Annotated in this window: 17 protein-coding genes and 1 pseudogene; 12 read left to right on the top strand and 6 right to left on the bottom strand. The window is 58.3% G+C overall.

Features of this window, described 5'->3' with window-relative positions; genetic code table 11:
- Window positions 1-3 precede the first annotated feature (3 nt).
- From ACODSM_RS13495 to ACODSM_RS13480, 4 genes are all read left to right on the top strand, one after another.
- Complete coding sequence (locus tag ACODSM_RS13495; RefSeq protein ID WP_488805610.1) at window positions 4-2370, top strand: type I restriction-modification system subunit M; 2367 nt, start codon at window positions 4-6, stop codon at window positions 2368-2370.
- A 112-nt stretch (window positions 2371-2482) separates the two neighbouring features.
- Window positions 2483-3838 (top strand): restriction endonuclease subunit S, encoded by a 1356-nt coding sequence (locus ACODSM_RS13490; protein WP_488805609.1) that lies wholly within the window; start codon window positions 2483-2485, stop codon window positions 3836-3838.
- Window positions 3839-3854: 16 nt separating this feature from the next.
- Window positions 3855-6977, top strand: coding sequence for a type I restriction endonuclease subunit R (locus ACODSM_RS13485; protein ID WP_488805608.1), 3123 nt, complete (start codon window positions 3855-3857; stop codon window positions 6975-6977).
- A gap of 53 nt (window positions 6978-7030) precedes the next feature.
- Complete coding sequence (locus tag ACODSM_RS13480; protein ID WP_488805607.1) at window positions 7031-9121, top strand: AAA family ATPase; 2091 nt, start codon at window positions 7031-7033, stop codon at window positions 9119-9121.
- 150 nt (window positions 9122-9271) lie between these two features.
- Here the strand turns inward: ACODSM_RS13480 and ACODSM_RS13475 are convergent, their stop codons facing one another.
- The 5 genes from ACODSM_RS13475 to ACODSM_RS13455 all read right to left on the bottom strand — a co-directional run bounded on the left by ACODSM_RS13475 (window position 9272) and on the right by ACODSM_RS13455 (window position 14950).
- Window positions 9272-10402: a hypothetical protein gene (locus ACODSM_RS13475; protein WP_488805606.1), complete on the bottom strand. Its 1131-nt coding sequence runs from the start codon at window positions 10400-10402 to the stop codon at window positions 9272-9274.
- Window positions 10403-10577: 175 nt separating this feature from the next.
- Window positions 10578-11696, bottom strand: a complete 1119-nt coding sequence (locus ACODSM_RS13470; RefSeq protein WP_488805605.1) for an SAVED domain-containing protein — start codon at window positions 11694-11696, stop codon at window positions 10578-10580.
- Window positions 11689-12171: a Mov34/MPN/PAD-1 family protein gene (locus ACODSM_RS13465; protein WP_488805604.1), complete on the bottom strand. Its 483-nt coding sequence runs from the start codon at window positions 12169-12171 to the stop codon at window positions 11689-11691. The genes ACODSM_RS13470 and ACODSM_RS13465 overlap by 8 nt, the downstream gene beginning before the upstream one ends.
- Window positions 12168-13868: a ThiF family adenylyltransferase gene (locus ACODSM_RS13460; protein ID WP_488805603.1), complete on the bottom strand. Its 1701-nt coding sequence runs from the start codon at window positions 13866-13868 to the stop codon at window positions 12168-12170. The genes ACODSM_RS13465 and ACODSM_RS13460 overlap by 4 nt, the downstream gene beginning before the upstream one ends.
- Window positions 13865-14950, bottom strand: coding sequence for a nucleotidyltransferase domain-containing protein (locus ACODSM_RS13455; protein ID WP_488805602.1), 1086 nt, complete (start codon window positions 14948-14950; stop codon window positions 13865-13867). The genes ACODSM_RS13460 and ACODSM_RS13455 overlap by 4 nt, the downstream gene beginning before the upstream one ends.
- Before the next feature lie 85 nt (window positions 14951-15035).
- On the opposite strand from ACODSM_RS13455, the gene ACODSM_RS13450 reads away from it, so the two are divergent.
- Complete coding sequence (locus ACODSM_RS13450; protein ID WP_422832630.1) at window positions 15036-15977, top strand: WYL domain-containing protein; 942 nt, start codon at window positions 15036-15038, stop codon at window positions 15975-15977.
- Window positions 15978-16047: 70 nt separating this feature from the next.
- On the opposite strand, the gene ACODSM_RS13445 is transcribed toward ACODSM_RS13450, so the two are convergent.
- Entirely contained in the window at window positions 16048-17778 is a 1731-nt protein-coding gene (locus ACODSM_RS13445) for a hypothetical protein (RefSeq protein ID WP_488805601.1), read from the bottom strand.
- A gap of 350 nt (window positions 17779-18128) precedes the next feature.
- On the opposite strand from ACODSM_RS13445, the gene ACODSM_RS13440 reads away from it, so the two are divergent.
- The 7 genes and pseudogenes from ACODSM_RS13440 (at window position 18129) to ACODSM_RS13410 (ending at window position 25570) form a co-directional block, all read left to right on the top strand.
- The gene (locus ACODSM_RS13440; RefSeq protein WP_488805600.1) at window positions 18129-18668 is read left to right on the top strand and encodes a hypothetical protein; all 540 of its coding nucleotides are present in this window, start codon (window positions 18129-18131) and stop codon (window positions 18666-18668) included.
- Between the two features lie 51 nt (window positions 18669-18719).
- Window positions 18720-20828, top strand: coding sequence for a hypothetical protein (locus ACODSM_RS13435; RefSeq protein ID WP_488805599.1), 2109 nt, complete (start codon window positions 18720-18722; stop codon window positions 20826-20828).
- A 94-nt stretch (window positions 20829-20922) separates the two neighbouring features.
- Window positions 20923-21966: a TniB family NTP-binding protein gene (locus ACODSM_RS13430; protein ID WP_488805598.1), complete on the top strand. Its 1044-nt coding sequence runs from the start codon at window positions 20923-20925 to the stop codon at window positions 21964-21966.
- A gap of 2 nt (window positions 21967-21968) precedes the next feature.
- Window positions 21969-23492: a TniQ family protein gene (locus tag ACODSM_RS13425; RefSeq protein ID WP_488805597.1), complete on the top strand. Its 1524-nt coding sequence runs from the start codon at window positions 21969-21971 to the stop codon at window positions 23490-23492.
- A gap of 6 nt (window positions 23493-23498) precedes the next feature.
- Window positions 23499-23900 (top strand): annotated as a pseudogene (locus tag ACODSM_RS13420) (TniQ family protein); the annotation flags it as partial.
- Between the two features lie 147 nt (window positions 23901-24047).
- Window positions 24048-25118 carry a hypothetical protein gene (locus tag ACODSM_RS13415; RefSeq protein ID WP_488805622.1) on the top strand — a complete coding sequence of 357 codons (1071 nt, stop codon included), beginning with the start codon at window positions 24048-24050 and terminating at the stop codon, window positions 25116-25118.
- Window positions 25118-25570, top strand: a complete 453-nt coding sequence (locus tag ACODSM_RS13410; protein WP_488805596.1) for a hypothetical protein — start codon at window positions 25118-25120, stop codon at window positions 25568-25570. Before ACODSM_RS13415 ends, ACODSM_RS13410 begins: the two co-directional genes overlap by 1 nt.
- Window positions 25571-25791 lie beyond the last annotated feature (221 nt).

The following is a 25791-nucleotide window of genomic DNA, read 5'->3' as shown; positions in this document are numbered from 1 at the left end:
TGAATGGCACGCAAACTCTCAGCCCAAGACGCCTTCGACGAAGTCATGGACCTCGTCGGAACGCTCACTCAGCCTTCCACCGACGATCAAGAGACGGAAGCGGTCAAACGCCTCGAAGCGCTGTCGCAGGAGCTGGCTGCATTGGGCGCACCGGTCCGGGCGCAAGAGATCGTCGCAGAGATCGCCGCATTCCGAGGAATGCAGCCATCGTGGAAGACCAACGGCAAGCACAACTTTGCTGTGTACGTACGGGAGATGCTGCCGTCGTTGCGCGAGGCGCTTGCTCTTGCCAAGACGAACACGGCGGATGTGATCTGGCGCACTGCAGAAATCCTTCGCGGTGCATTTCGCGAGCCCGAGTACCGGCGCGTCATTCTTCCCTTCACGGTCCTGCGTCGACTGGACTGCCTGCTGCAGCCCACGAAAGCGGCGGTGCTCGCGAAGCACAAAGAGATCTCCGCCAAGGGCTACGACCTGCGTATGTTCCTGACGCCCATCACGGGCGTCCAGTTTTGGAATCACTCGAACTTCACCATAAAGGGGCTCCTGGAAGCGCCCGACGATCTGCGCGACAACATCGAGGACCTGATCAACGGCTTCTCGCCGAACGTCCGCCGCATCTTCGAGAAGTTCAGCTTCATGGCAACGGTCGACAAGCTGCGCGAGAAGGGGCGACTCTTCCATGTGGTGCAGGCATTCAGCCGCGTGCCCATGGACATGTACTCCGTCTCGTCCCACGACATGGGCAAGGCGTTCGAAGAACTGCTTCGCAAGTTCAACGACGCATCGCCAGCAGGTGAGCAGTACACGCCGCGGGACGCCATTCACCTCATGGTCGACATCCTCTTCGACGGCGACGACGACGCGCTGTCAGTGGCTGGCGCCATTCGCACGATGTACGACCAGACGGCGGGCACTGGCGGCATGCTGTCCGAGGCAGAAGAGAAGGTTCGACAACTCAACCCGAACGCCAAGCTGCGGCTCTTCGGACAGGAGCTCGAAGACGAAACCTACGCGATCTGCATGGCTGACATGCTGATCCGCGGACAGGATCCCGCGGACATCGCATTGGGGGACACGCTCGAGAGCGACAAGCATCCGGATGAGCGCTTCGACTACCAGCTCTCGAACCCGCCCTACGGCGTGGAATGGAAGCCGGCCCAGGAGGCTGTCGAGCGTGAACATGCCAAGGGCGCAGCGGGCCGCTTTGGCCCTGGTTTGCCGCGCATCTCGGACGGTCAGATGCTATTCCAGCTGAACGCCATCTCGAAGATGCGTCCGTTCATCAACGGCGAGGGTGGTGGGCGCGTCGGCCTGGTCCACAACGGGTCACCTCTGTTCACCGGAGATGCCGGCAGCGGTGAGTCCGAGATCCGACGCTACATCCTCGAGCACGACTACCTGGATGCGATCGTGGCCCTGCCCACGGACATGTTCTACAACACGAACATCGCAACCTACTTGTGGTTCATGTCGAACCGCAAGCCTGCGGAGCGCAAGGACAAGGTCCTGCTCATCGACGCCACAAACATGGGTGTGTTGATGAAAAAGAACCTTGGCAAGAAGCGCTTCGAGCTGAGCGATGACTGCCAGCGACGCATCGTGGAGGTGTATCACGAGTTCAGTGCGCTCGACTGGAAAGATGAGGCGGCCAACGGCAGCCGCGTCCGTCAACTCAAAGCGAAGGTTCTGCCGACCTCGCACTTTTTTTACCGCAAGGTCACCATCGAGCGTCCGCTGCGCCTGCGCTACGAGCTGACGGCAGAACGCAAACAAGCATGGGTCGCGAGCCTGACGAGCAAGAAGACATCTACGCCTCTTGAGGCACAGAACCTCCTTGCGCTTGCGGACCGCTTGATCGAGTGCCTGGGAGAGAAGACCTATCTGAGCACCGAAGCCGTTCTGACCGACTTGAAAGCCATGGACGCAACCTTCGTGGCCGAAGAGAAGGCGGCCGGACGCTCTCTCAAATCCACGGCCTTCAAGGGCAAGGTCCTCGATGCTCTGCGCAAGGGCTTCGGTGTGCGCGACAAGAAGGCCGAGATCGTCAACGATGACAAGGGAAATCCGCTGTCGGATTCGGACCTCCGCGACGCCGAGTACATCCCTTTCGCATCTGTCGGCAGTAACGTGGCTTCTGGCATCGACGCGTACTTTGATGCCGAAGTGAAACCGCACTGGCCCGATGCATGGGTCAACACCGGAACAGTCGACCAGTCCGACGGCCAGATTGGCGTGGTTGGCTGCGAGATCAACTTCAACAGAGAGTTCTATGTCTATGAAGCGCCGCGCACCCGTGAGGTCATCAAGCAAGACATCGAAGCCATGGAGAAGCGATTCATGGAGATGCTCAAAGGGGTGGTGGCGTGAACGTGATCGGCCTCATCTTGATTCGACGGAGAAAGAGTTTCGAACTAACCCGGGTCCGTACTGAGTGGAACAGTTCCGCTACTTTGGTCCAGCGGGGATACGAGGGATAAATATGCGAACGATCGATTCATCGAAACGAGCCTGCACGGGACTAAGCTGGCAGGAAGGTGTGCCTGCGCATTGGCAGCCAATGCGCCTCAAGGATACGGTGGAGGGTTGCATTAACGGCATTTGGGGTGGTGAGCCGGAAGGGGATGGGAGCGACACCCCGGTCATTCGTGTTGCTGACTTCGATAGACCCAAGCGGAAAACCTTCCCACACCAAACTGTTCGATCAGTTCCCTTCGATCAGCGTGTCCCACGGCAGTTGCTACCGGGGGATTTGCTCATCGAGAAATCTGGCGGTGGAGAACTGCAGCCAGTCGGTATGGTCGTGGAGTTCGAAGGCGAATCAGGTGCAGTGTGCTCTAACTTTGTTGCTCGAATGAGACCGCGTGACTTCGTCGATGGTCGATTCCTTATCTTCCTGCACGCGCATCTCTATGATCGATCTGTCACCAAGATCAGCATCAAGCAGTCGACTGGTATCCAAAATCTGGATAGCGGAGCCTATTTGGCGGAACGCTGCTTCCTTCCACCTCTTGAAGAGCAACGGGCCATCTCCGCATATCTCGATGTCGAGACGGAACGAATTGACGGATTGATCGATGAGAAGAGGCGCCTTCTGAATTCGCTTACTGAGTTGAAGTCAACGCGAATCACTGAAATAGTGACCGGACAGGACGTCGCGTCCCAACCTACTGGTGATGTTTGGTTGCCGAAAATTCCAGACGGTTGGTCGCTGAAGCGATTGAAATACTTGGGTCAAGTTCGATCGGGTCTTGCAAAAGGGAAAAAGAACGACGCTGGCTCCACTACTGTTGAGCGCCCCTACATGCGCGTCGCGAACGTGCAAGAAGGTTACATCGACTTGCGTGACGTGGCGTTCATCGAAGTCGCTGAGAACGAAGTGGATCGATACGCGTTGAAGATTGGCGATGTCCTCATGAACGAGGGCGGAGACTACGACAAGGTCGGCCGCGGTGCGATGTGGGAAGGCCTCGTCGAAGAATGTTTGCACCAGAACCACGTGTTTGCGGTTCGGCTCGATGACATCGAATGGGCTCCCTGGCTGGCAGCTGTTACGCGTACCTCGTACGCGAAGTTCTACTTCATGAACAACTCGAAGCAAAGCACCAATCTCGCATCGATCAATCAGACCAACGTCAAGGAGTTTCCAGTTGTGCTCCCGCCCGCATCAAAGCGAGATGCGCTCCTAGACACTCTGACCGCCGAGTTGAAACGAATTGATGATTTGACTCAACACGTTAAGCGAGAACTGGACGTTCTGGCTGAGTTTCGCTCTGCAACGATTACAGATGCCGTTTTGGGGCGCCTCGACGTCAGTCACCACTTGAAAATTGAATAGGCTAGGGAGCCACCGCATGTCCGCAGCAATCCATCAAGAAATCGTCTTCGAGGACGAAATTTGCAATCACCTGAAGGCCACCGGCTGGTCGTTCGACGGGCCGCTCCCGTACGTGAAGAGCTTTGTCTATGACGAGGGCTACGACAAGCGGATGGCGATCTACCCGGCGGATGCTGTGGCATGGGTCAAGGCAACGCAACCGGACGCGTGGAAGAAGTTCACCGCGCACCACAAGGACGATGCGGAGGCACAGCGCGAGTTTGCTCGAACCCTTACCGCCGAACTGGATCGTGAGCGCAAGACTATCAAGAAGGACGACCCACAGTTGTGGGGATCCCTGCATGTCCTGCGCCGCGGCTTCAAGCACATCAACGCCACCTTCAAGATGGCGCAGTTCGCACCGGCGAACAGCCTGAACCCCAAGCTCTGGGACGACTACAACGCCAACATCCTGCGCGTCGTCCGCCAGGTGCATTACTCCATGCACGGAGGAAGCAGCATCGACCTGGTGCTGTTCATCAATGGCATTCCAGTTGTGACCATTGAGCTGAAGACGGAGACAACACAGCCCATCGAGGCTGCCGTCAAGCAGTACCGGCAGGATCGTCTGCCAATCGACGCTGCAACGAACACGCCTGAGCCTCTGCTGTCGTTCGGCAAGCGTGCGCTTGTCCACTTCGCGCTTTCCAGCGATGAGGTGCGGATGACCACCAAGCTTGACGGCGCGAAGACCCGATTCCTCCCGTTCAACCAAGGCATTGACGATGGAAAGGGCGGCGCCTCCGCGGGCAATGCTGCCGACATCAAGCGCGGGCACGCCACTGCCTACTTCTGGCATGAGGTGCTGAGCCGTCCAACGTTCTTGGACGTGATCGGCAAATTCGTCTCCGTTGAGGTGAAGGAATCGGTCAACCTCAAGACGGGCAAGCGTGCGCTGACGCCGTCTCTGCTGTTCCCGCGGTATCACCAGCTGGATTGCGTCAATTCCCTGTTGTCCGCCACTCTCAGGGAAGGAGTCGGCCAGACCTATCTTGTCCAGCACTCAGCTGGGTCCGGAAAGTCGAACACGATCGGTTGGACGGCGCACCGCCTGTCCAGCCTCTTCGATGACAAGAACCAGAAGGTCTTCACCAGCGTCATCGTCATCACCGCTCGTCGCGTGCTCGACCAGCAGCTGAAGGACACGCTGAAGCAGTTCGAGTCCACTCCTGGCGTTGTGGCGGCCATCTCCGAGGGCTCGAAGCAACTGGCCACGGCCCTCGACGGCGACGCCAAGATCATCGTCACGACGCTACAGACCTTCCCCTTCGTGCTCGACAAGATCGGAAAGGCAGGCAAGAAGACCTTCGCGATCATCATCGACGAGGCGCACTCATCCCAGTCCGGGCGCTCGGCCCTGAAGCTGCGCCAGGCGCTGGCCGATGAAGGGCTCAAAGCCGAGGCTGATGCGCTCAAGGAGGATGCAGAAGGCGACGAGGACAAAGAGATCTCGAGCGAGGACATCGTGGCCAAGGCGGTGGCTGCGCGGAAGCGCCCGCCCAACCTGTCGTACTACGCCTTCACAGCGACACCGAAGGCGAAGACGATGGAGATCTTCGGCCGCAAGGGGGACGACGGCTTGCCGCACCCGTTCCACGTGTACTCCATGCGCCAAGCGATCGAGGAAGGATTCATCCTTGACGTCCTCAAGGGCTACATCACCTACGACCTGGCTTTTAAGCTCGAGCAGGCTGGCGCGGACATCGAGGTCAAGTCAGGCAAAGCCCGCAAGAAAATCTTCCAGTACGCGAACCTGCACCCGACCAGCATTGGTCAGAAGATCGCCATCATCGTCGAGCACTTCCGCAAGCACGTGATGCACCTTCTCAATGGCCAGGCCAAGGCCATGGTGGTGACGGACAGCCGCAAAGCGGCCGTCCGCTACAAGAAGGAGTTCGACAAGTACATGGCCAAAATGGGCTACCACGACTTCAAGGCGCTGGTGGCCTATTCGGGGACGATCACCGACAACGAGTACGCGGTGGTCGATGCCGACGAAGGCGACATCAACGGTGGCACCCCGAAGATCAAGGACGACCTGATCAAGGAAACGTTCCGCACTGACGAGTACCGCGTGCTGTTGGTGGCCAACAAATTTCAGGTCGGCTTCGATGAGCCGCTACTCTGCGCCATGTACGTGGACAAGCGGCTCGACGATGTGATGGCCGTGCAGACCCTCTCGCGTCTGAATCGCACCTTCCCGGGCAAGACGCTCACATTCGTCCTCGATTTCCGGAACAACGCTGAGGACATCCTCAAGGCATTCGAGCCGTACTACCGTACGGCCCAGCTCGTTGCAATTGCCGATCGCAACATGCCCCACCAGTTGCGCGAGAAGTTGGATGGATCCGGCGTATATGAATGGGCCGAAGTCGAGGCCTTCTCCAAGCTGTACTTCAGCACGCGCAACGACCAGGCATTCCAGGCGCATCTGAAACAGGCCCACGAACGCTTCAAGGGTTTGAAGGCTGAGGAACAAGAGCTTTTCCGCCGAGATGCGGTCACGTTCGTGGCGGCTTACGACTTCCTGTCGCAGGTGGTTGACTATGACGACGCTGAATTGGAAAAGCTGCACGCCTTCCTGAAGATGCTTCTACCGCGCTTGCGCGGCCAGGAAGACGATCCGGTGACGATCGACGGTGCTGTGCGTCTGGCCAACTACAAGGTCGTCAACAAGCGGGAACACATCCTCGACCTCGCGAAGGGCGAGGCCAGTGCGCTTCACCCGTTCGGTCCGGGCGGCGGGGATCCACAAGAGGATCCGCACGCCAAGCTCAGCGAGATCATCAAGAAGATCCACAGCTTGTTCGCGGGCAAGTTTAGCGACGCTGAGATTGCGGGCTGGTTCACTGCGGTGATCGGGAACACTGCCTCGGATGAGCGCATTCAAATTCAGGCAAAGGCTAATCCGACGGCGCAGCAGTTTGCGAATGGCGATTTCAGGACGGTTCTTGCAGAGGCGGTGATCAAAGCGCTGGCCAGCCATCATTCGATGTCCGATCAGATGCTCCAGAATCCGAAGGTGTTCGATGACGTCGCAGAAGCATTGCTTCCGGAGATTTATGAGCGTGCACGCGCGGCAGAGCCTTCTAAGGGCTAATACGGAAGCGCTGTTCTCAACGTGCTAAAGAACAAACATTAAAGAGGCTTGACATGAAACTGGTTCGATATCAAGTGACAAATTTCCGCTCAGTCAAGACCAGCGGGTGGATTGAATCAGGTGACGTGTCGGCACTCATCGGTGTCAATGAGTCAGGAAAGACAAATCTTCTCTTGCCTCTTTGGAAGTTCAATCCTGCTCGCGACGGGGAGCTTCAGCCGACGTCGGACTATCCGAAGCGGATGTTCACAGATATCAGAGCAAAACCAGGGACCTACAGCTTCATCACTGCTGAGTTCGAGACAGGTGGGTTGGCCGATCGCCTTTCCTTGGCGGCCGGCGTTCCGGCGACGAATCTAAATCTGGTACGTGTTACTCGTTACTACGATGGACGGTATGAGATCAATTTCCCCAACTACATGGCTACTACAGAGGTCGCGGCAAGCGATGTGCTGTCAGGTTTTGGGAGTTTGATCTCCGACGTCGAATCGACGACTCCGATGAAACAGGAAGAGTCGCTCAAAACATCCATTCTGGAAGCTGCCAAAGGCTTCAAATGTGCCATTGCTGAAGTTTCCTGGAAATTGAAAGAGCTTTCGCAGGCAGTTTCTGCTCTAAAGGCGCTGGTGCCCGAAACACCTGCAAAGACATCGACCTTGGTCCCTCGTCTCCGCCAAGCAGTAGAGCTTTTTGAAGGTTGGGTATCCGAAGTGCAAGCACCTTCGGTAGAAGATCGGGAAGGCGTTCGAGATCTCGTTACGAAGGCACTCCCCAGTTTCGTTTATTACTCGAACTATGGGAACTTGGACTCGGAGATCTATCTTCCCCATGTTGTGGCAAATCTGGAACGGCAGGACCTTGGAAGTAAGGAAGCAGCCAAGTCGCGGACCCTTCGCGTCCTGTTCAGTTTTGTTGGATTGAGCCCGAAGGAGATTTTGGAGCTCGGCCGCGACTTCAAGGATCCCAATGGTCGCGAGCCGACGCAGCAGGAAATCGATGCGATCGCTGAGAAGAAGCGCGAGCGATCTATCTTGCTTCAGTCAGCAGGAACGAAGCTGACCGATAAGTTCAGATCATGGTGGAAGCAAGGCGACTACCGATTTCGATTCGACGCGGATGGCAATCACTTCCGAATCTGGGTCTCCGATGGACAACGTCCGGAGGAAGTCGAGTTGGAAACACGAAGTACGGGCCTCCAGTGGTTCCTGAGTTTCTTCCTAGTCTTCTTGGTAGAGAGTGAGGGTGATCACGAAGACGCGGTACTGCTGCTTGACGAACCAGGGCTGTCCTTACACCCGCTCGCTCAAAGAGACCTGTCGGCCTTCTTTGATGGCCTTGCGCCGACGAATCAAATCATTTACACGACCCATTCTCCATTCTTGGTCGATCCTGATAGGCTTGATCGCGTTCGCAAGGTATTCGTTGCCCCAGACGGGACCACACAGGCATCTCCAGATCTGCGCGCAAACGGCGCCGACAAAGCTCAGGCTGGAGCTGCTTACGCTGTCTACTCGGCGCTTAACCTCAATGTCGCCGAAAGTCTTCTTCTAGGATGCGCGGCGGTGGTTGTCGAAGGTACCTCTGATCAGCACTATCTAACCCTGATCAAAACGTTGCTCATCAGCGCGGGCAAGATCTCGCCGAGCCGGGAACTCGTCTTTCCACCTGGGGGTGGTACGAAGACGCTTCGGACAACTGCCAGTGTGCTTACTGGGCGTGATGACAAGTTGCCAGTGGTTTTGTTGGACGGGGATGTGATGGGTGCCCGGATGGCCAAAGAGCTTTCAACCAGTCTTTACGAGGGCGAAAGGGAGAAGGTCCTCGTGACTGATGCGTTTGTAGGCTTCGAGAACTCGGAAGTCGAGGACCTCATTCCCCAGGCGCAGTTTGCGGATGCCACTGATCGGATTTTTCGTGACGCTGATCAACGATTTACTGACGTGCTCGTCTTGGGAAAGCCAATCGTTCCGCAAGTAGAAGAATGGGCGAGAAGCCAGGGGGTTCCCCTCCAGCAGGGCTGGAAGGTTGATGTTGCGAAGAGGGTCAAAGCGACCATGCTCGCCAGAGGTCTCAAAGACATCGACGAACCTACTCTTGAACGATGGAAGAAGCTATTTTCGGAGTTTGATCGACTCGGTACGTGATCGGCGGGATGGTCGCCGCGCAGTCTTGCGGGTGCGTTGCTGACATCACGCTGCAAGGCTTCCAGGTCGAGGTACCCGTATGTGTCGAGCGATAGATCTACGGATACCCGGGTCCAAATCTTGGCGCGTTCGGGCGGTCGCTGGCGCGTCTCAGTTGGTGAAAGGTCCAGGGCCGGCTTTGGCGCCCGGCGAATCAAGCGCGAAGGCGCAATCGAAGTATTTTTCCGCCTCGCTCCAGGGTGCATTCTCCTTCCACAAAGTCAGGAAGGCACGGCTGGCATCGACGACGTTGGGACTGATCTGCAGCGTCTGCAGGCCCAGCGCATTGAACGTGTCTTCATGGTCGTGCAAACTGCCCACTTGGCCTGCATAACTGTAGAACTGGCTGATCTTGCCCGGTTGCGCGAATCTCGGGATCGCCTCGCAGGAGGCTCCGCTTTCCGGATTGCGTCCGGCATGGGCTTGCGAGAAGCTGTCCTGGAGCATGTGCAGCAATGCCCCGATGGCGACTTTGTCCAGATCCTTGCGCACTTCGATGATGCCGGTTGCGAACAAGTTCGTAGCTGTCATGTCGCCCGGAAAATAGTGTGCCAGTTGGTCGTCGCCTACGGTGCGGATGAAGCGATCGGTCGGGGTGGTCCTGGTCGCCACGCCCCAAAGGAACTGCGCCCACATCCTCATCCGCTGCTGGGTCTCAGCGGCAGTTTCACCGTCGTACGCAGCCATGGAATGGAAGAACTGCAGGTCGCCAAAATGTGACCGATATAGCAGGTAGTCACCAGGTCCGAAGGCCGGTTGGCCAGGTTTGCTGGCCATGCGCTGCTTTGCAGTCTTGTCGGCGTCGGAGAACAGTCCCTTCCAGCATTTCGGCTGCGCCGTCGAACGCAGCGTGACCTTGGGGTCACAGTCTGCAATGCGCGGTGGCGATGCACGATTGAGTGCGAACGGTGGATCGTCGGGCCAACGCACACCATACAGAAGCACTTGGTTCTCGCGAACGGCCGCAGTCGTCAGACACTGCGCCTCAGAGCCTGCCGGAACCGCACAGTCGAGCGCGTTCAGGGTAATGGCCTCATGGACTGGACTCTTGATCATGGGAAGTGCGTTCCCGACAAACCATTGACCGATGCCATCAATGAACTGGTTGCCCCCAAGACCCGTGAGTTTGCGGTCCACGTCAGTGATTCGCGGAAGAACTTGAAATGCTGCCGCAACAGACGGCAGCAGCGCTGTCGTAATCAAGGCTGCAGCGAAGCAGCGTTTCAACCTGCCATTTTTCATGACCAAAATCCTTCACAACTCTCTGTTGATACCTTTTTATGGGAAAGGTGATGTGAAACCAATCGTAAACAAAAGACGGTGACTATTGCGGGGTTGAGGATGTACTCAAGTCGGAAAAAATTTGACGTCGCGTTCTGCACGATTGCTCATGATCTCGAAAGCTGTCGCTGCGCGCTCACTTGAGCCGCAGTGCAGTTCTCCAGTTTGGAGCCTGCCATTCATGGACGTGAATTTCTTCAAAGATTTTCGGAAGCAGCAATCGCCCGACTTCGACGCTCGCACTCAAGGGGGTTGCCGGGTGGATATGAAGGACTCGCGCACCTGCCCGAGCGAGGGCCATCAAGAAGGCATTGAAGTCGCGGCGAAACGCGAGCAGATGTGATTCGGTGCGGATGACGCCGCGATTTGGAGATCGAGCTTGAAATTCGACTACTTCCATTCCCTGTGGGTGTACGGCCCGGTTGGAAATGCTGATGACCGCGCTCACTTCTCTAGGCAGGACATCTGGAACTTGATAGATGAATTCCGGTGCTGGGCAACTGGGGGTGCGGTCCCAGAGCCAACGCTCGGTTGGTAGGTCAAGCACGCTCGCCTCCGTCTTGTCACCGAGGAGCGCCCCAAGCTTCATCAGCATGGGGACGGGCGCGAACCCGGCCACGGTCAGGTGGCTTGGTCCATCGCGGGCTGTCAGCTCAGGATGAATGAGGCGGTCGTACAAGGACGTGAGGGCTCTCTCGGCTTGTGGCCAGAAGTCGGGTGAGCTGTCTTGCACATCAAAGGCGCTGCGATTGATGTTGATGGACCTACCGAGCGGGAATCGCGTGTAAGCGCTGTTCTCCAACATGGCGTGATGGACTTGGTCCAGGTCAATGACGGGCACCAGAGAGCCAATGGGAAACGTCATGATGATGGGCAGGCTCTCTTTGACACCAGTTGCCGAGTAGATGAGTTGAATGCGAGCTTCATGCTCCCGCTTCATCGCATGCAACTGTTCAGCGGTGTAGGGGTTGTCTTGCCCCTTGCGGTCGATGCGGCTGTGGCAGTCGTAGCAGAGCAGCATGAGGTTGCTCGGGTCGGCGGCAAGACGCTCGGACTCCCCGGCAACACCGCGGGCACCTGCCGGACTGTCGGCGATGATGTGGGCGTACTCCGAGACGTTGCAACGTTGCTTCGTAAGAAAGTCCCGGTCAATCGGCTTGCAACAGCCGCGGAATTCGCACCGGCCACCGGCATCGACCCAGAGATCGCGACGGACGGTGGGACTCAGGTATGCCCGTTCTTGTGTTCTAGCCATTTTTGTTCTCTTCTCGTAGTTGCTTGAGGGTGCCGCGTCGGCTCAGAGTCCAAACGCGAATGCTGTCGGTTCCGACAATGGGAAAGAAGAGTCGGTCACCCTCAAACGCATCTCCGGCCACGGCTTTCTGCCAGTCCTTGTGGTCGACCGAACTGGGGGTGGGATCAGGCTCTGGATGCGTGTGCCACAAGCCGAGATACGCACTCGTCGCGGCTTGCTGCCGCCAGCGTTCCTGGGCCAGTGCTTCGTGCTGGCGGGAGCGGAAAAAGCCGAAGCGACTTCGACGGTCGGTTGATTGCGGGGTGGTCACCTCATCGACAACGACGTCGTGGCTGTCGAGCAGATGCCGTCCAAGCAGAACGCCTCCGGCCTCGGATTGCCACCAGCGACGCTGGGCGAAAGACAGCAACTGGCTGGCCGCATCCTCGGCAATGATGAGGCGCTGTCGAGGTGTGACCCGGTAAACAAGTTTCATGAGTCACCTCGGCAACGCTTGCAGGGACGCCCGAATGCCTGTTCGGTCGCGACGGCTGCACTGGTTGTCGGGGCACGCGACCACCAAGGAGTTGTTCGCAGCCCTTGGGCTCGCGCTTGTGTGCCGTCACCGGACCAGTATCGATACGCGCGCTCAGGAGATGAACCGACCAAAGCGCCCAGCATCTGTTCGGCAGCCATGTGGCCTGTTTTACGTGCCTGCAGTGCGCCGTACGGCACAAACACGCCAGCGCATCCCGTGAGATTGCGGGTGACGTGTTGATTGGGTTCAAGAAATGACGTACGCGGGTGCAAGCAGGAAGCGCCCTCGTCATCCCGGTATAGGCAGTCCAGACATCCCGGTCTGTGCGCCCACATCAAGACAGAATGCCCCCCGAGGTCGAGCGCTTCTAGCCAAGTGAAAACGAGCGGGAGTTCGTGTTCTTGTGAACGGAACGCGCGACCGAATGATCGCTCTACTGACGGTGCTCCAAAGGCCACCACCACGCCATCAATCCCGTTGAGAGGAGTGCTGGCGAGCCAACGCTGTGCGGAAACGTTGAAAGCCTCAACGGCCAAGCCGGGGTAGCGTTGCTCCAGCTGATGCTTCAGTGCGATGGTCTTTGGAATGCCAATATAGGTTGGCTGAAGCACATGCCGGAAAACGTTGTCTTCTGAATACTCTTCCGCATCGATCAAGGTCAGCTTGCCGACGCCCGCTGCAGCCAACGTGTCGGCCACAACCGAGCCGACAGCGCCGCAACCGAGTATGGCGACACGCTTGGCCATGAGTTCGAGAGAAGCGCCACCTCGCTCGCGCATGTGCGATGCCGTTCGGCGACGTGCGGTGAGCGGGAATACCGACACTCGTCGATCAATCTCCCGATCATGAGCCGCAAACGCGACGCCGATGAGCGACCGGCCTCCGGCCTGGCGCGGAACCGACAGCAACAGTGCGTTCGTCTTGCGCGCATTTTTCGACGGGCCAAGGAGTTCGTTCCATAGGCTCAGTTGAGGAGGCGATAACGCTGCGCGGACTTCATCCAGGAAGTCATGCGTGAGTTGGTCGGGGTGTGCAGGGATGCCTGGCAGTTGGTCAAGGTGGATATACAGCGCCCGCACTGGCTGCAGTTTCGTCAGATCGAACTCTCGGGGTCGAACCCCTCGATCAGCGAAGTACCAGGCCGATTGCTTGCGTTTACTGTCTCCGTAAGCGCTGATGAGGCGGTCGTTGCCGTCGATCTCGAAGGCGGCTTGGCCTCGTACAGAACTAGGCAGTCCGTTCCAGTAGCCCTCAAGCTCGTTCATGAACTCAGCGCGGGCGGCATATTCGTCAGTGGACCACTTCTCCAGAAGGTCATAGGCGGCGAGCAAGGTGTGCGCCGCAATGTCCTCTCGGCGATCGGGATCAATGGAAAGACCTTGTCCATCGTTTACGCAGACGCTGCCGTGGTAGCTCACGTGCGGAAGAAAGCCACGTGGTGGCCTGAGACCTACGGCAGGAAGTGATAGGCATTCTTCCTGGCAGTCAACGAGCAATTCCCACTCTCGGGTCGAGCCCTTGAGCGTGGTTGCGAGGATCCCGGGTTTGCCAGAATCACACCGTGCGATATGGATGCCGCGTTCGCCGCACAGCAAGCGAGCAGCGTCGAAGACGATGTCGGTTCTGTCCGGAGGAGTCGGTGCCTTGCCCGTCAAGCCGAGTTCCCGGTGCTGATGTAGGGAGCGCGGGCCGCCTTCGCCGTCTCGGCCTTCTCGGGAACCTTGAAGTCGTCGCCGAACTGCTTGTTCAGCAGCTTGCAGGCGTCTTCAGGTAGCTCTTCGTCGTAAGCGTCGCTCAGCGTATCGCGCAGTGATTCCAGGCGTTGCTTCAGGGTGGCCATCTGCGACTTCGTCATCCATGCCATAAGGTCGCTGCTCGGCGAGACAGGCAAGACGACTTTCAGCCGCTCGTGGAGGCCTTCGTCGGTGAGGTCCCACGCGAACTGCGAGAGCATGGCCTTGACCCAGGCCAGCATGGCGAGCAGATCGCCCGCTTTGCCCGAGGTTTCAAAGTGAGGCTTGAACCACCGGTAGGCAGCCACCGTCAAGGCGATGCTGAGGGGCGCGCCGCTGTAGAACTGGACGTTGCGCCATCGCTTCAGGTAGCGGATGCATCGGCGGTACTGCGCGAGTTCGTCGGCATCCGTGTATGCGCCGCAGATGAGGGTCGTGAGCGTATTGGGGTCGGCGCCTTCCCAGACGCGCTTGTCGTCGGCCGAGTTCTCCTTTCCCTTGGCCAGGTCCAGGAGGTTGTCGTCGCGCTTCACGTAGATGGCCAAGTCAACGTGGTAGTCGATGTTGCCATCGCGCATGTAGTTGACGGTGACACACGGGCGGCGGATGGAGATGGAGCGGCCGTGGGTGTCGAGCGCATCACGCACCTTTTTCTTCAGTGCCACCGGATCGGGATACTTGTCCTTCTTGCAGTTAAAGATGACGCCGACGTCGATGTCGTAGTTGCGGTCCGGCGGCAGCACGCCGGTGAACATGGAATAACTACCCTGGTTGAAGGTCTCAAAGTTCGGCACGTCGTCGGGCAGGTTCGCTTTGAGCGCGCGGATGAGGGTGTCGCGCTTCTCGCGCAGCTTCGCGTTTTCGTCGTCGCCATCGAGCTTGATAGCGGCATGAAAGTCTTCAAACTGTTTCTGCACAGCGGGCATCTTGGAATCCTTGTCTTTGAAGAAGAGCCATGCCAGGGCGAAGCCCAATCCGAAGCTCAGCAAGGGTTGATGAATCATTGGAGATGACTTTACGTCATCAAAATGATGATGTCAATGCATCTTCGTGATCCGATCTTCTGGGCGATGTTGGTATCATGGCCATATGGATCCAAAAAATGCAGATCGACGGCGTAAGGAGCTCGAGCAACTGCCCCGCGTACAGCGCGAGCGCCTGTCGCATATCGACTTCAAGCTCTACTTCCTCGGTGAACTGCGCCGAGCTGACGTCGTTGAGCGGTTTGAAGTGGGGCCGGCCGGAGCTACCCGCGACATCGCCCAGTACCGTGAGATCGCACCTGAAAACCTAGAGCTTGACCCGGCGACAAAGGCCTATCGGCCGACGTCGGAGTTCGTGCCTCTTTTCGAGCACCAGCCGCAGCGTGTGCTGACCGCTCTGTCGCAAGGCTTCGGCGGAGGTATCGGTGATGAGCTCCGCTCAATGGTTCGATGCGAGTTCCCACCCTCGCTCAGCTTGCCCGCGATGGAGGTGCTCGCGCCCATCACCCGCGCTATCAACCGAGGCAAGGCCGTCCGGCTCGGCTACACGTCTGTTGGCAGTGGCAAGACCGAGCGGGAGTTGGTGCCGCTCGCCTTGGTCGACACCGGCATCCGCTGGCATTTGCGAGCCTTTTGTCGAAAGCACCTGGAGTTCAGGGACTTCGTGTTCACTCGAATGGAGAGCCCGACAGTGCTTGAAGACAGCCCGGTTGTGCCGGAGGAGACGGTGGAGCACGATGTCCAATGGAGTCGCATCATCGAACTCGTACTGGTTCCTCACCCGGAGCACGCTCGGCCTGAAATTGTTCGAATGGACTTCGATATGCCGGACGGGGTGCGCATCGTGAAGGCTCGTGCGGCGAATGCTGGCTACATGCTGCGGCGCTGGAGCGTGGACTGCTCGCCAGACCACAGCCTTCGTGGACCGGAATACGCGCTGTGGCTTTCGGACCCGCTTGCGCTGTACGGTGCCAGCAGCGCACCACTCGCTCCTGGTTATCAAGATCCTCGGCCTGACGGGGCTTACCGAATCATCAAGGCTTTGTAGCTGTGTCAGTGGCTGTTCGACTCTATATCGAAAGCAAAGGCCTTTGATGGAAGTGAGAAGAATAAGAAGTTCAATGCGTAAAGTTCCTCAACACCATGCGTCGGAGTTCCTCGCGCCCTTTGTCCAGCACCCGAAACCTGCGTCGGGTAGAAGACCTTTTTGACATCGCTTGTTGGATTGCTTGCGGCGTTGTGTGATGGGCTTGTGCGAGTTCCTGGTACGTCGGACGCACCCCGTTTTCCTCTAGGGCCAGTTGAATATCGCGCCGAATCGCGTTGACATTCAGATAACTCAGGGCGTCGAACGCCATGTCGACGGAAATCCAGGTGCTCAGATGTAGCAGGTCCAAGGCAAGTTTTTGCACCGGAATCGTTTGCGTTGTCGACGTCAGCGGATGGTCGACATCGATGGGCTTGCCGGTACCGAAGCGGGTCGTTTCGGCGGGTGACATCGCTGAACCGAAGAAATCGGCGAAGAAGCGCTCCCAACCAAGGGCCCTTAAAGCACGTCCAGGTGGGGTCAACGGTATCGCCGAAGTGTCCGCAATGCGACCTTGGCGCGCCATGACCAGCCGATTGGCTTGCGCCACGCACGCGTCGAATTGCCGCTTCAGCAGGTCCTGCAAACTTGGTTCCAATACAGGGAGCAGCGTATGGATCAATGCTCCCAAAGCCGCCGCAGCGGTAGCTACCTCCGGTGCGAGGCCCTCGCCTTCCGCGGCATGCTGCATCTGGCGGCGCACCTGAGAGGTTGGGGTCACGTCATTCAAGAGCACATGGATACGTGGATGCTTCTTGGCTGCTTGCTTCCATGCGTCCTGGTAGATGCCGGAGACGTGCAGTTCTCGAGAAGGCACACGGACCTTGGCACTTCGGTGGTGCAGCCAACAGTTCTTTTTCATACCCTCGCCGACATGTCGGAAGCAGACACGACATCGCTTGTACTCCCCAGTGCTTCCGAGGCAGCGTAGCCAGGCGGACACCATCGAGAGGTTCTCCGCAGCCTCCTCGCAAACCTGCCAAAGCTTGAGCCACCTTCCGAGGACTTCTAGATCGGCTCCAGGATCGAGTGGGAAGGGCATGATGAGGCAGTCCGAGATCAAGTCGAGGCTCTCTGAGGCCTGAAGCAGTTGCTCTGGATCGAAGCGTGTTGAGCCCAGGATAGGAAGCGTCAGGTTCGACCAACCCAGCAGATTGAACGTGTCGCGATTGTTCGCCAGCCAAACCAGCCCTGCAGGCGAGATCGAAGCCAAAGTTCGGTTGAGTGAGGCTTGGGCCGATGCCAGCTTGAGCGACCGTTGCACCTGACCAGCGCGGGTTCCGTCTGCTTGTTCGAGCTGTAGGCGAACCTCGAGATGTCGAACCGCCTTTTCTTCTTCCAGCAGCTGAACCAGCTTGGCCTGCTGAGCTTGTGGCAGCTCTGCAAGCGATGTGATCAAAGGGAGTGCGGTGCGTGCGTTATCGAGATAGGGGATTTGGTCAAGAGACAAGTGGATCCAGTGCCGCTCACCGCCTGCGCTTTCCTGCTCGTACTCGAATCGACAGCCCATTTCCATGAGCTCTCGCAGAGCTTGCGACGCCGCACGCATTTGAACGAGGGAAATCGTCCGAAGTTCTGCGACGACTTTTCGAAGATCGGCTGGGTTGAGCCGGTACCTGTTACTCCGGCGTTCGCGAGTATCCATCGAGGCGAGGAGCCGAGTATGCGATTGCCGCGCAGAGGATTTGCCTCCTGGTATGGCTCGTTGACGCCAACTGATGGTTGCGGCCTGTAGGCGGGCACGCAGATCGTCGAGATCCACTGTTACTCCTGAAAAAAGAAGAAGGTCCAGATACCCGGGCTCCGCTCCCACGGAGTAAACGTCTATCAATTTATTGTCACTATATACATTCTAGAATTCCGACTTGGGAATCACGATTGCACCTAACTTTGACGAAAGGGGCGTGCATCGTGAACAGAAACCATCCACTGGGAAGTCGGAACTGGCTGGAGCAAGTATTTCAATCTGCTCCTGCCCGTGATCCGCAGGGGCGGAGCCGGCCGACGCAAAGGTATCTGGTGCAAGGCGGTGATAACTCCGTGACGGTCGCGGAAGGTGGGAACACCGCGACAGCCCGGTCCTTGCTGGTGACCATGAGGAACGCCGGGTACGTGAAGCGCTGGAAGCTCGAGCCTTTCTCGCTGAACAACGCCGACCATGGCATCGATGCAACGCCCGACATCCTGTTCGAGACCCATGATGGTCGCGCCTTCGTGGTCGAGACCAAGGCGAGCAAGTTCCTCACGGAGGAAAAGCTGGAAAGGCAGCGCCGTGTCGAAAGTGTCATCACGCAAAGCGGCATGAAGTTCCTGTTCTGGACCGATAGATGGCCCTTGTCCGCAGCCCTTTGGCGACAGCTCCGCGAGATGCGCCGACTTGGGAGCTGCGACATCCCCTACGACCGGATCTTTGCGGTCGCGCAATTGGTGGCTGAAGCCCCGAAGACCCTAGAGGAACTTCGGAAGGCGGGGGTATACCGTCACCACGTTCTTGCGGCTGTGTGGGTGGGACAGGCCCACTTCAACCCGTTCGCGCCATTGTGTGATCGGACGCTGATTACGTCGAATCCCAAAGACCGACGCTTTGAGACGGTGCTGTATGCACCCGTCGAATCCTATGGATGGTGGTCCTCCCTCGCGGAAATCGTCTAGGCCGCGATCAGCGTAGGGCGCACCTAAACCAACACGTCACCAGGATCCCACATGAATGCCATTGCCGAAACCGCCGAAATCTCGATGCCCCCGCTCAAAACGCTGCTGCGCGTTGGAGGAGTTGTGTGTCGCGTCGATGCCATCACCGAGGGCGACAAGCTGTACCTCACGGACATCGCTTCGACGGAGACTCGCACCTGCCATTGGCCTGTTCTGCGTTCCGCAATGAGCAGGGGCGTCGTATCGCTCGCTGAAGATTTGTCCGTCGAGCAGGCCCTCATGGTTCCCGTTCATCTTCGCGCGGGAGAGCAGAGCCTGATCGAGGGAATCCCTGTGGCCTTCCGCACCGAGAAGGCGCTGGGCGTGATGCTGACGAAGCGACGCTGGATCCATGCGCTGCAACGTCATGGCGTTGTGAACTTCAATCCCTCCGATTTCCTGAGGGCCGCGATCAAGGACGTCGAACACGAGTTCCGAGAAATCTGTCCTTACGGCGTGGATGCCTTGTATGAAGCCGCGCGTACATTGCGCCGCAATCAGGGGGATCACCGCTCCTTACTTCCACAGTTCCATTTGCGTGGTGGTCCTGGAGGCCGGCGCCTGGATCCTGCGGTCGAGCGCATCATCGATCAAGCTCTGGAGCAGGCAGCAAATCCCGTCAGCGGGAAGCTGCGTGCCATGAAAGTCCACAACGCAGTCAACGCGATGGTCCAACAGCACAACAGTGCGATCGCGATCATTCAGCGGCCAGGCCTTGTCATCGAGATGCCCCAACATCCCGATGACGAGACGAAAAAGCGCGCACTGGAAGTGCCTTCCCTTCCCACCGTCACGAGACGCTTTAATGACCGGTTTACGCCCTATGCGATTTGCGTCCGGAATGAAGGGAAAAAGCGGGCTGACCAGAGATTCCGTGAAGCGGGTGCGCGGATCCGGGTGGATCATGCCCTCGATATCGTCCACTACGACGACACCGACACGGCCGTCTTCCTCATCGACCCGCGTACGAATCTGCCATGGGGACGTTGCTGGCTGACGGCTGGCGTCGATGAGCACACATCCGCCGTGCTGGGCTACTCGCTGAGCGAACGTCCCCGCTCGTCCGAGAGCGCCTTCGAGGCGGTGGTCCATGGAATCTACCCGAAAGATCCCGGCTCGCCCGACTTCTCGCTGTGCCGCGGGAAGTGGGAGTGGTATGGGCAACATGGGATCGTCAACCTTGACAACGCTTCGTACAACGCGACGCTGCAACTGCAGGCGAGCGTGCTTGAGTTCGATGCTGAAATCGCGTTTTCACGCCCTCACCATCCCACGGACAAGCCCGATATCGAACACTTCAATCATCGAGTGAAGTTCGAGTTCATCCAGGACCTTCCTGGGTGGGTGGGGCCGAAGGAGGATCGCGAGCTGCTCAACGTTGGCTTGGGTAGCGCTGTGATGTCAATTGACGAGTTCCGAAAGCGGCTGATGGCCTGGATCGTGGACGAGTATTCGAACAAGCCCTGCGGCAAGGACGGAAAAACACCCCGAGAGGCCTGGAGGGAGCAGTTCCTCGACACTGAGCCGCTGCTTCCGCGACGTCGCCCTTCGCAGGAACTCATGGGAACGATCTACGACAAGCTCACGTTCCGCGACTCGGGGGGACTCTTGCGCATGAGGCTGCGGTACCAGTCGCCCCAGCTTGAAGAGCTGCGTAAAAGACTCGGGGCCCGTGCCGAGGTCTGGGTGAGGTACCTGCCGTCGAATCTGTCGTACCTGTACGTGTTGGACCCGCTGTCGAAGAACTACCTCAAGGTGCCCTGCATCGAGGACGTCCGGTATGTGCAGGGTCTGACCAACTACCAACAGTCTTTGATTCTCAAGAAGGCGCGGTTGATGAAGCTCCGCTCACCTGGTCTGGTCCAAATGCATGAAGCCCGCCAGGCGCTGATCGCGGACACCAAGGATCTGATGAAGTCCAAGAAGCTCCGTCAGCGCAAGCTCGGCTACCAAGTGCACAGGGCTGGTCTCGACGTTCCGCTGGAAGAACTCTCCGACTTGGCGGATGTTCCTGCGCGGAAGCCTCTCGTTATCGAGACGATGGTGTCGGCCGTCGAGGACATGGTCGCCGACGTGGACGAAGTCGAGTTCGAACTGGATGAAGAAATGGAGCTGGAATGACCTTCATAGGCCGTTGCCATCGGCTTTGACCTCCGACTTCTGCGGTGTTTCACCGCAATACCGCTCAACCCTTCGATTCCATTGAAAGCCTCCTATGAACGCAGACGCAGTTCTCATGCCCGCAAACGATCGTTCCCACTGGGCAAACGTTTCCTTATCCCAGCGACTTGAAAAATTCCAAGGGATCTTCGTCAAGCACAAGGCCATCAAGAAGGTCGCTGATTTCGTCGAAGCCGAACTGGTGTTGCGTAAGGTCGAGATGAAGGCCAACGGCGTCCTGGTGATCGCAGGCTCTGGCTCCGGTAAGACCAGCTTCGTGAACTTCCTGAAAAGGCAATACCCGGATGTCGACACGCCCACAATGAGCACCCGGCCTGTGGTGTGCTTTAAGGTGCCAGCTGTCCCCTCGCCATCCTCCATGGGCTCGGCGTTACTGAAGGCGCTGGGGGACCCCTTGTACGACCGTGGTTCCTGGGAGGACAAGAAGGATCGCGCTGAGAACCTGCTTCTCAAGGCCGGCACCATCATCATCGCCATCGACGACTTCCAGGATGTCCCGTCCAGGCGAAAGGCACGAGGGGTCGAGCACATCGCGAACTGGATCCGCGATTTGTGCGACTTCAAGTTTCCCGGATTAGTCTTTGCCTTGGGCACCGAACAGGCTGCAGTTGTGCGGGATGCACATGACCAACTCCGGCGCCGCATGCAAGCTCGTTTCGAACTGCCAGTCTTTTCGATGGCGTCTGAAACGGACATCAAGAACTATCTCAGCTTGCTTGAGCTGGTGGATCGGGGATTGCCGCTGGCCGAGCATTCAGAATTGAAAAGCATGAGACTGGCGCGACCATTGCTCGCGGCGACCAATGGAATTCTGGACTACCTGATGAAGCTGATGGCCAGGGCCTTGGTGCGAGCGGTGCAGCGCGGATCCGAACGTATCGAGAAGGTCGATCTCGAGCTGGGATTCGAGGATCTGCACCAGGTCGCCGCCGTGGCCGGGAACCCGTTTGCGGCAGACTGGAATGGCGAGGCCTTGACTGGCCCCGGGCAAATCTTCGAACTGCGCCAGGATGAGCCTGACGATGCCAACGTGAAGAAGGCATCTCGTCGAGGTCAACGGGCAACGAAGGCGGGGTGAGGGTGTTCCGAGAATCAGTTCCCGAGTTCGAACAGCCACACCTCATCGACCGGTGCGAGCCCTTGGCTGGTGAGTCTTGGTCCGACTACCTGATCCGTCTGGCCGAAGCGAACTACATCCCGGGCGGCGTGGGTACCATGGCGCGACTTGCCGGAATGACGATGCAACAGCTTGTCGTCGCATCTCCCGCGGAGGTCCTGGGGCGGTTCGGTATCGTGTATCCCAGCGCTCCCCGTGAGCATCCCCTGGACGCAAAAGTTGATCGTGAGCGCGTCTTCTTCGCGACCTTTGGCCGTACGCTGAAGACCCGCATCTGTCCACGTTGCCTGGCATCGGACAAGATCCCGTTCGTCCGGTCCGAGTGGGGCATGCCTATGAGTGTGGCATGTAGTCACCATGGGACATTGCTGGTCGACACCTGTCAGTCATGCCACAAGCCTTTGGATGTCTTGCGTCCTCAGTTGCTCCAGTGTCGGTGCGGTGCGGACCTTCGGCAGCAAAAGTCCGATGTGGCAGAGCGCTGGACGGAGAAGTTGCGGGAAATTTTTTCCGAGGCGTACGCCGCTCAAACGTTCGGCACATTCGCGCGGGCTCATGAGCTGAGCCAAGAGGCGGCGAGAACCTGCAAATGGCTGGCGGCGCCGGTGGAGCCGAAGACGCGGCGCAGGTCCTATGTCGTGCTGGACCGCGATGGATTTCTGACGATCTCCGACGCGCTTTCGATCCGGCATCTGCTGATGGATGCACCCAGAAGCATCGTGGCTTCGGTGATTGCGGAGGCCGATCCGGGAAAGAAGGACGGGTTCATGCGCCTGAACTATCGCCTCGGGAGCAAATTCTTCAGTTGCATGCAGTCCGTCGCGGAAGAAGTAAAGCGCCGACACCAGCCGGAACTCAACCCCGATCGAATCCGTGCGCAGCGGCGCTCCTTGCCTCCAGCTAAGGAGACTTATGGCATCAAGGACCTGATGAAGGTGACGGGGAACAGCTACGGCACCTTGCTGCGGTGCATCGATGAGGGCGGCATCCCAGGGGCGAGCTACACAGTTGATCTCGCAAAAGGGAAAAAGACATTCAACATTCCGCCGGCGGTCTACCGTTCCATCGTGCAGGCCATGCAGCAGACCGACACCATCGAAGCGGGGGCTGCACAACTCGGGTGCAGCGTCGATGCCATGCGTGGGCTTGTCGCCTCAGGATGCGTCACTGCGCGCAAATTGGCGTTGACCCGTCATGGCCGGAACGGTGATCGCGTGTGCCCTGCGGAGCTTCGTTCGTTCGCCGAGTTCCTCTTCCGAGCGGCGAGAACGGAGAATGGCCCGCATCTGGAGCGCCTGTACTTCTCATGGTGGGTGCCTGGTGCCTACAACGCATACAGGTGCAAGTGGTGGCGCAAGATCCTGGGCGCTGTCAAAGAAAAGCGCATCGCCCTGTTCAAGGCGGCGCTTGTGCCGGTCGCGCTGAACGACCTGTACGTTTTGCGCAGCGATCTTCGGAACTTGCTCGGGGCGCGGTGTGTGCAGTGAGATGCCATGTTTCTAGTCCGACCGCACCCATTGCCAGGGGAGTCGCTGACCAGCTGGCGTCAGAGATCCGGCCTCGAGAACGGCTTCAGACTGTTCCCTCGGGCGCCAAGGGAACTGCAGCGGACTGATTCAGACCTGAAGCCCGCTGCTACTACTGTCGGGTGGCTCGCGCAGGAAAACCTTCTCACGGAGGGCGAAGTCATGCAGATGACTCTCGCTGGGCTAGACGGCACGTTGCTTCGGTTCCGGGGTGGAGCGAGCGTCCCGCGATGGGTTTTGCCGCTGAGATACAGCAGGCGTGATCGTCCCTTCGGTATTCCTTTCTGTCCGCAATGCCTTCGAGAGGATGAAGTTCCGCATTTCCGGCTGCGATGGCGACTGTGCCTGCATTCGGTCTGCGAACGGCATGGGATTCGGCTCATCGACGGCTGCAACCGTTGTGGGCATCCGTCGTGGCCGGCGACCAGTGCTTTGGGAAATTTGTACGAAGGTGCCTGGATACCTGTGCACGAATGCCCCGTCTGTAGATACGATCTGAGATCCAGTCCTTCTGTGATGGATACGTCCGAATTGCTCCCCGTCTCGGGACAATTATTTGAACGAGATGTCTCGTTGTCGAACGGGGCGATCGTTCCGGCGGTCGAATTCGCTGCTGCGGCTTGGTGTGTCGCCCAACTATTTATTAGAAACCGATCCGCGCGAAAGATCCACGCCGAAGTCCCTGCCGCGAGGGAGGTAGTAGAGGTGGCTTCTCGAGCTGACCAGCGATCGATTGAATGGCTACCCCTTGAAATGCGACTGCAGCTGACTTCCCGGGTCGCAGGTCTTTTCCAAGGTTGGCCTGGAACCTTGCTCACTTTCAGCGAACGCTGCGGACTTTCTGCGGAGCACTTCAGTGTGGATCGGCAAGAGCTTCCGCACTGGTTCGAGGCGGCGATTCGGAGCCAGCTGCGCAAGCAAATTCGTGATGTCTCACATATCGAGGTTCAGACCGCCATGGACCAGTTGACCGCCTCAGGCATCGTGCTGACGAAGCAAGCGGTCTCCAAGCTGCTTGGATCGAGCGGGGGAAAGTCGCTTCAAGAAATCCTGGGCCGTAGGATGCGGGCGTCGAGTGCCGAACTGCAGCAAATGCTTACCGCGTTGGCAGATGCTGCGAGCACCGATCAGAAACGTAGAAGTTCGACGGAGGTCCTTGTGCGCGACGCGGTTGCCATCCTGTTGGCAGTCACGCTTGGAAAACAACTGGATGTGGTTGTCGAAATGTCACTCGATGAAGCACTGAGGGCAATATCCGCGGGCCGAGACTGCGTGGCGAATGAACATGATTTGGAAAGAGCGTACGCGCTGCTTGCCCGGCTTTCAGCGCAATACCTCCAACACCGAGCCGATCTTGGTCGAAAGAGGAAGCCCGCCGCCGATCTGTTCTTCGTGTGCTTTCGTGGCGGACGCGTTCAGAGCCGTGGGGCGAAGAGACTATTGCAGCAGTGCATGAAGAACATGGATGCCAGACTGGCAAGGTCAATCAGCGTTTTCTGGCAGGGGCAGCGAATCGATGAACGTGGCGGCAACGGCGCTACGAACGAGCGGCAGATGGCATCGACATATGTCCAGGAAGGACGTTGATGGCGAGTCGAAGCAACTGGGACACCTCGGTCGAGTGGGCCATGAGCCAACAAAGGCTTCCCGGAAATCTGCGCCTGTTCACTTCACCATGTGGCGTAAGGGTGGCCGTGAAAGGCTTGGGAGTGGAAACAGCGCTCCTGCTGATGCACTGGAACGGCATGACAGGGGCTCTGATGCATGTCTTGACAATTGGTGAAGGCCTCGATCACGCTGATCCGCGCTGCTTGGCGGACTTCTATGCTTGGTACGGTGTCATGGACCGTCTCACCCAGCATCTGCAGGAGAGCCCAGAAGCCTGCCGCTACCTGAGCGACAGGTATCGTCCTGGTGACCAAGTGCTTGACGTCGACGTGGGTAGAACGGAGCGAGGTGACCGGTTGGTGATGTGCGGGGATTTGGCCCGTTCTGCATTGGCCGCACATGCCGCCCGAAGTGCCCTCAAAGAGCTGTGATGCCTTCGGCCACGGGTTCGTCCTCCAGCGAGCTTCTCCGAACCACAGGATTTGGCACTGGGTAAATGCCTAATGGAAAAGACTTTCCCCGTTGGCGCGCAAATTCGTGTGTCGATGGGGAAATTTGGTCATAAGCCGCAGCTCTTCGCCAATGGAGATCCGACGCGTCTTCGGTGCTTGAGCAGGCACTTTGGACCTGATTCGGAACGAGCTGTATCGAA

Source organism: Acidovorax sp. FG42, assembly GCF_057809195.1.
The sequence above is the reverse complement of the archived record's forward strand: the minus strand, read 5'-3'. Positions and strand labels throughout refer to the sequence as shown.

Excerpts from the sequence above, each read along its gene's own strand:
- ACODSM_RS13495 (WP_488805610.1), top strand. The coding sequence starts at position 4 with ATGGCACGCAAACTCTCAGCCCAAGACGCCTTCGACGAAGTCATGGAC.
- ACODSM_RS13490 (WP_488805609.1), top strand. The coding sequence starts at position 2,483 with ATGCGAACGATCGATTCATCGAAACGAGCCTGCACGGGACTAAGCTGG.
- ACODSM_RS13485 (WP_488805608.1), top strand. The coding sequence starts at position 3,855 with ATGTCCGCAGCAATCCATCAAGAAATCGTCTTCGAGGACGAAATTTGC.
- ACODSM_RS13480 (WP_488805607.1), top strand. The coding sequence starts at position 7,031 with ATGAAACTGGTTCGATATCAAGTGACAAATTTCCGCTCAGTCAAGACC.
- ACODSM_RS13475 (WP_488805606.1), bottom strand. The coding sequence starts at position 10,402 with ATGAAAAATGGCAGGTTGAAACGCTGCTTCGCTGCAGCCTTGATTACG.
- ACODSM_RS13470 (WP_488805605.1), bottom strand. The coding sequence starts at position 11,696 with ATGGCTAGAACACAAGAACGGGCATACCTGAGTCCCACCGTCCGTCGC.
- ACODSM_RS13465 (WP_488805604.1), bottom strand. The coding sequence starts at position 12,171 with ATGAAACTTGTTTACCGGGTCACACCTCGACAGCGCCTCATCATTGCC.
- ACODSM_RS13455 (WP_488805602.1), bottom strand. The coding sequence starts at position 14,950 with ATGATTCATCAACCCTTGCTGAGCTTCGGATTGGGCTTCGCCCTGGCA.
- ACODSM_RS13450 (WP_422832630.1), top strand. The coding sequence starts at position 15,036 with ATGGATCCAAAAAATGCAGATCGACGGCGTAAGGAGCTCGAGCAACTG.
- ACODSM_RS13435 (WP_488805599.1), top strand. The coding sequence starts at position 18,720 with ATGAATGCCATTGCCGAAACCGCCGAAATCTCGATGCCCCCGCTCAAA.
- ACODSM_RS13430 (WP_488805598.1), top strand. The coding sequence starts at position 20,923 with ATGAACGCAGACGCAGTTCTCATGCCCGCAAACGATCGTTCCCACTGG.
- ACODSM_RS13415 (WP_488805622.1), top strand. The coding sequence starts at position 24,048 with ATGGATACGTCCGAATTGCTCCCCGTCTCGGGACAATTATTTGAACGA.
- ACODSM_RS13410 (WP_488805596.1), top strand. The coding sequence starts at position 25,118 with ATGGCGAGTCGAAGCAACTGGGACACCTCGGTCGAGTGGGCCATGAGC.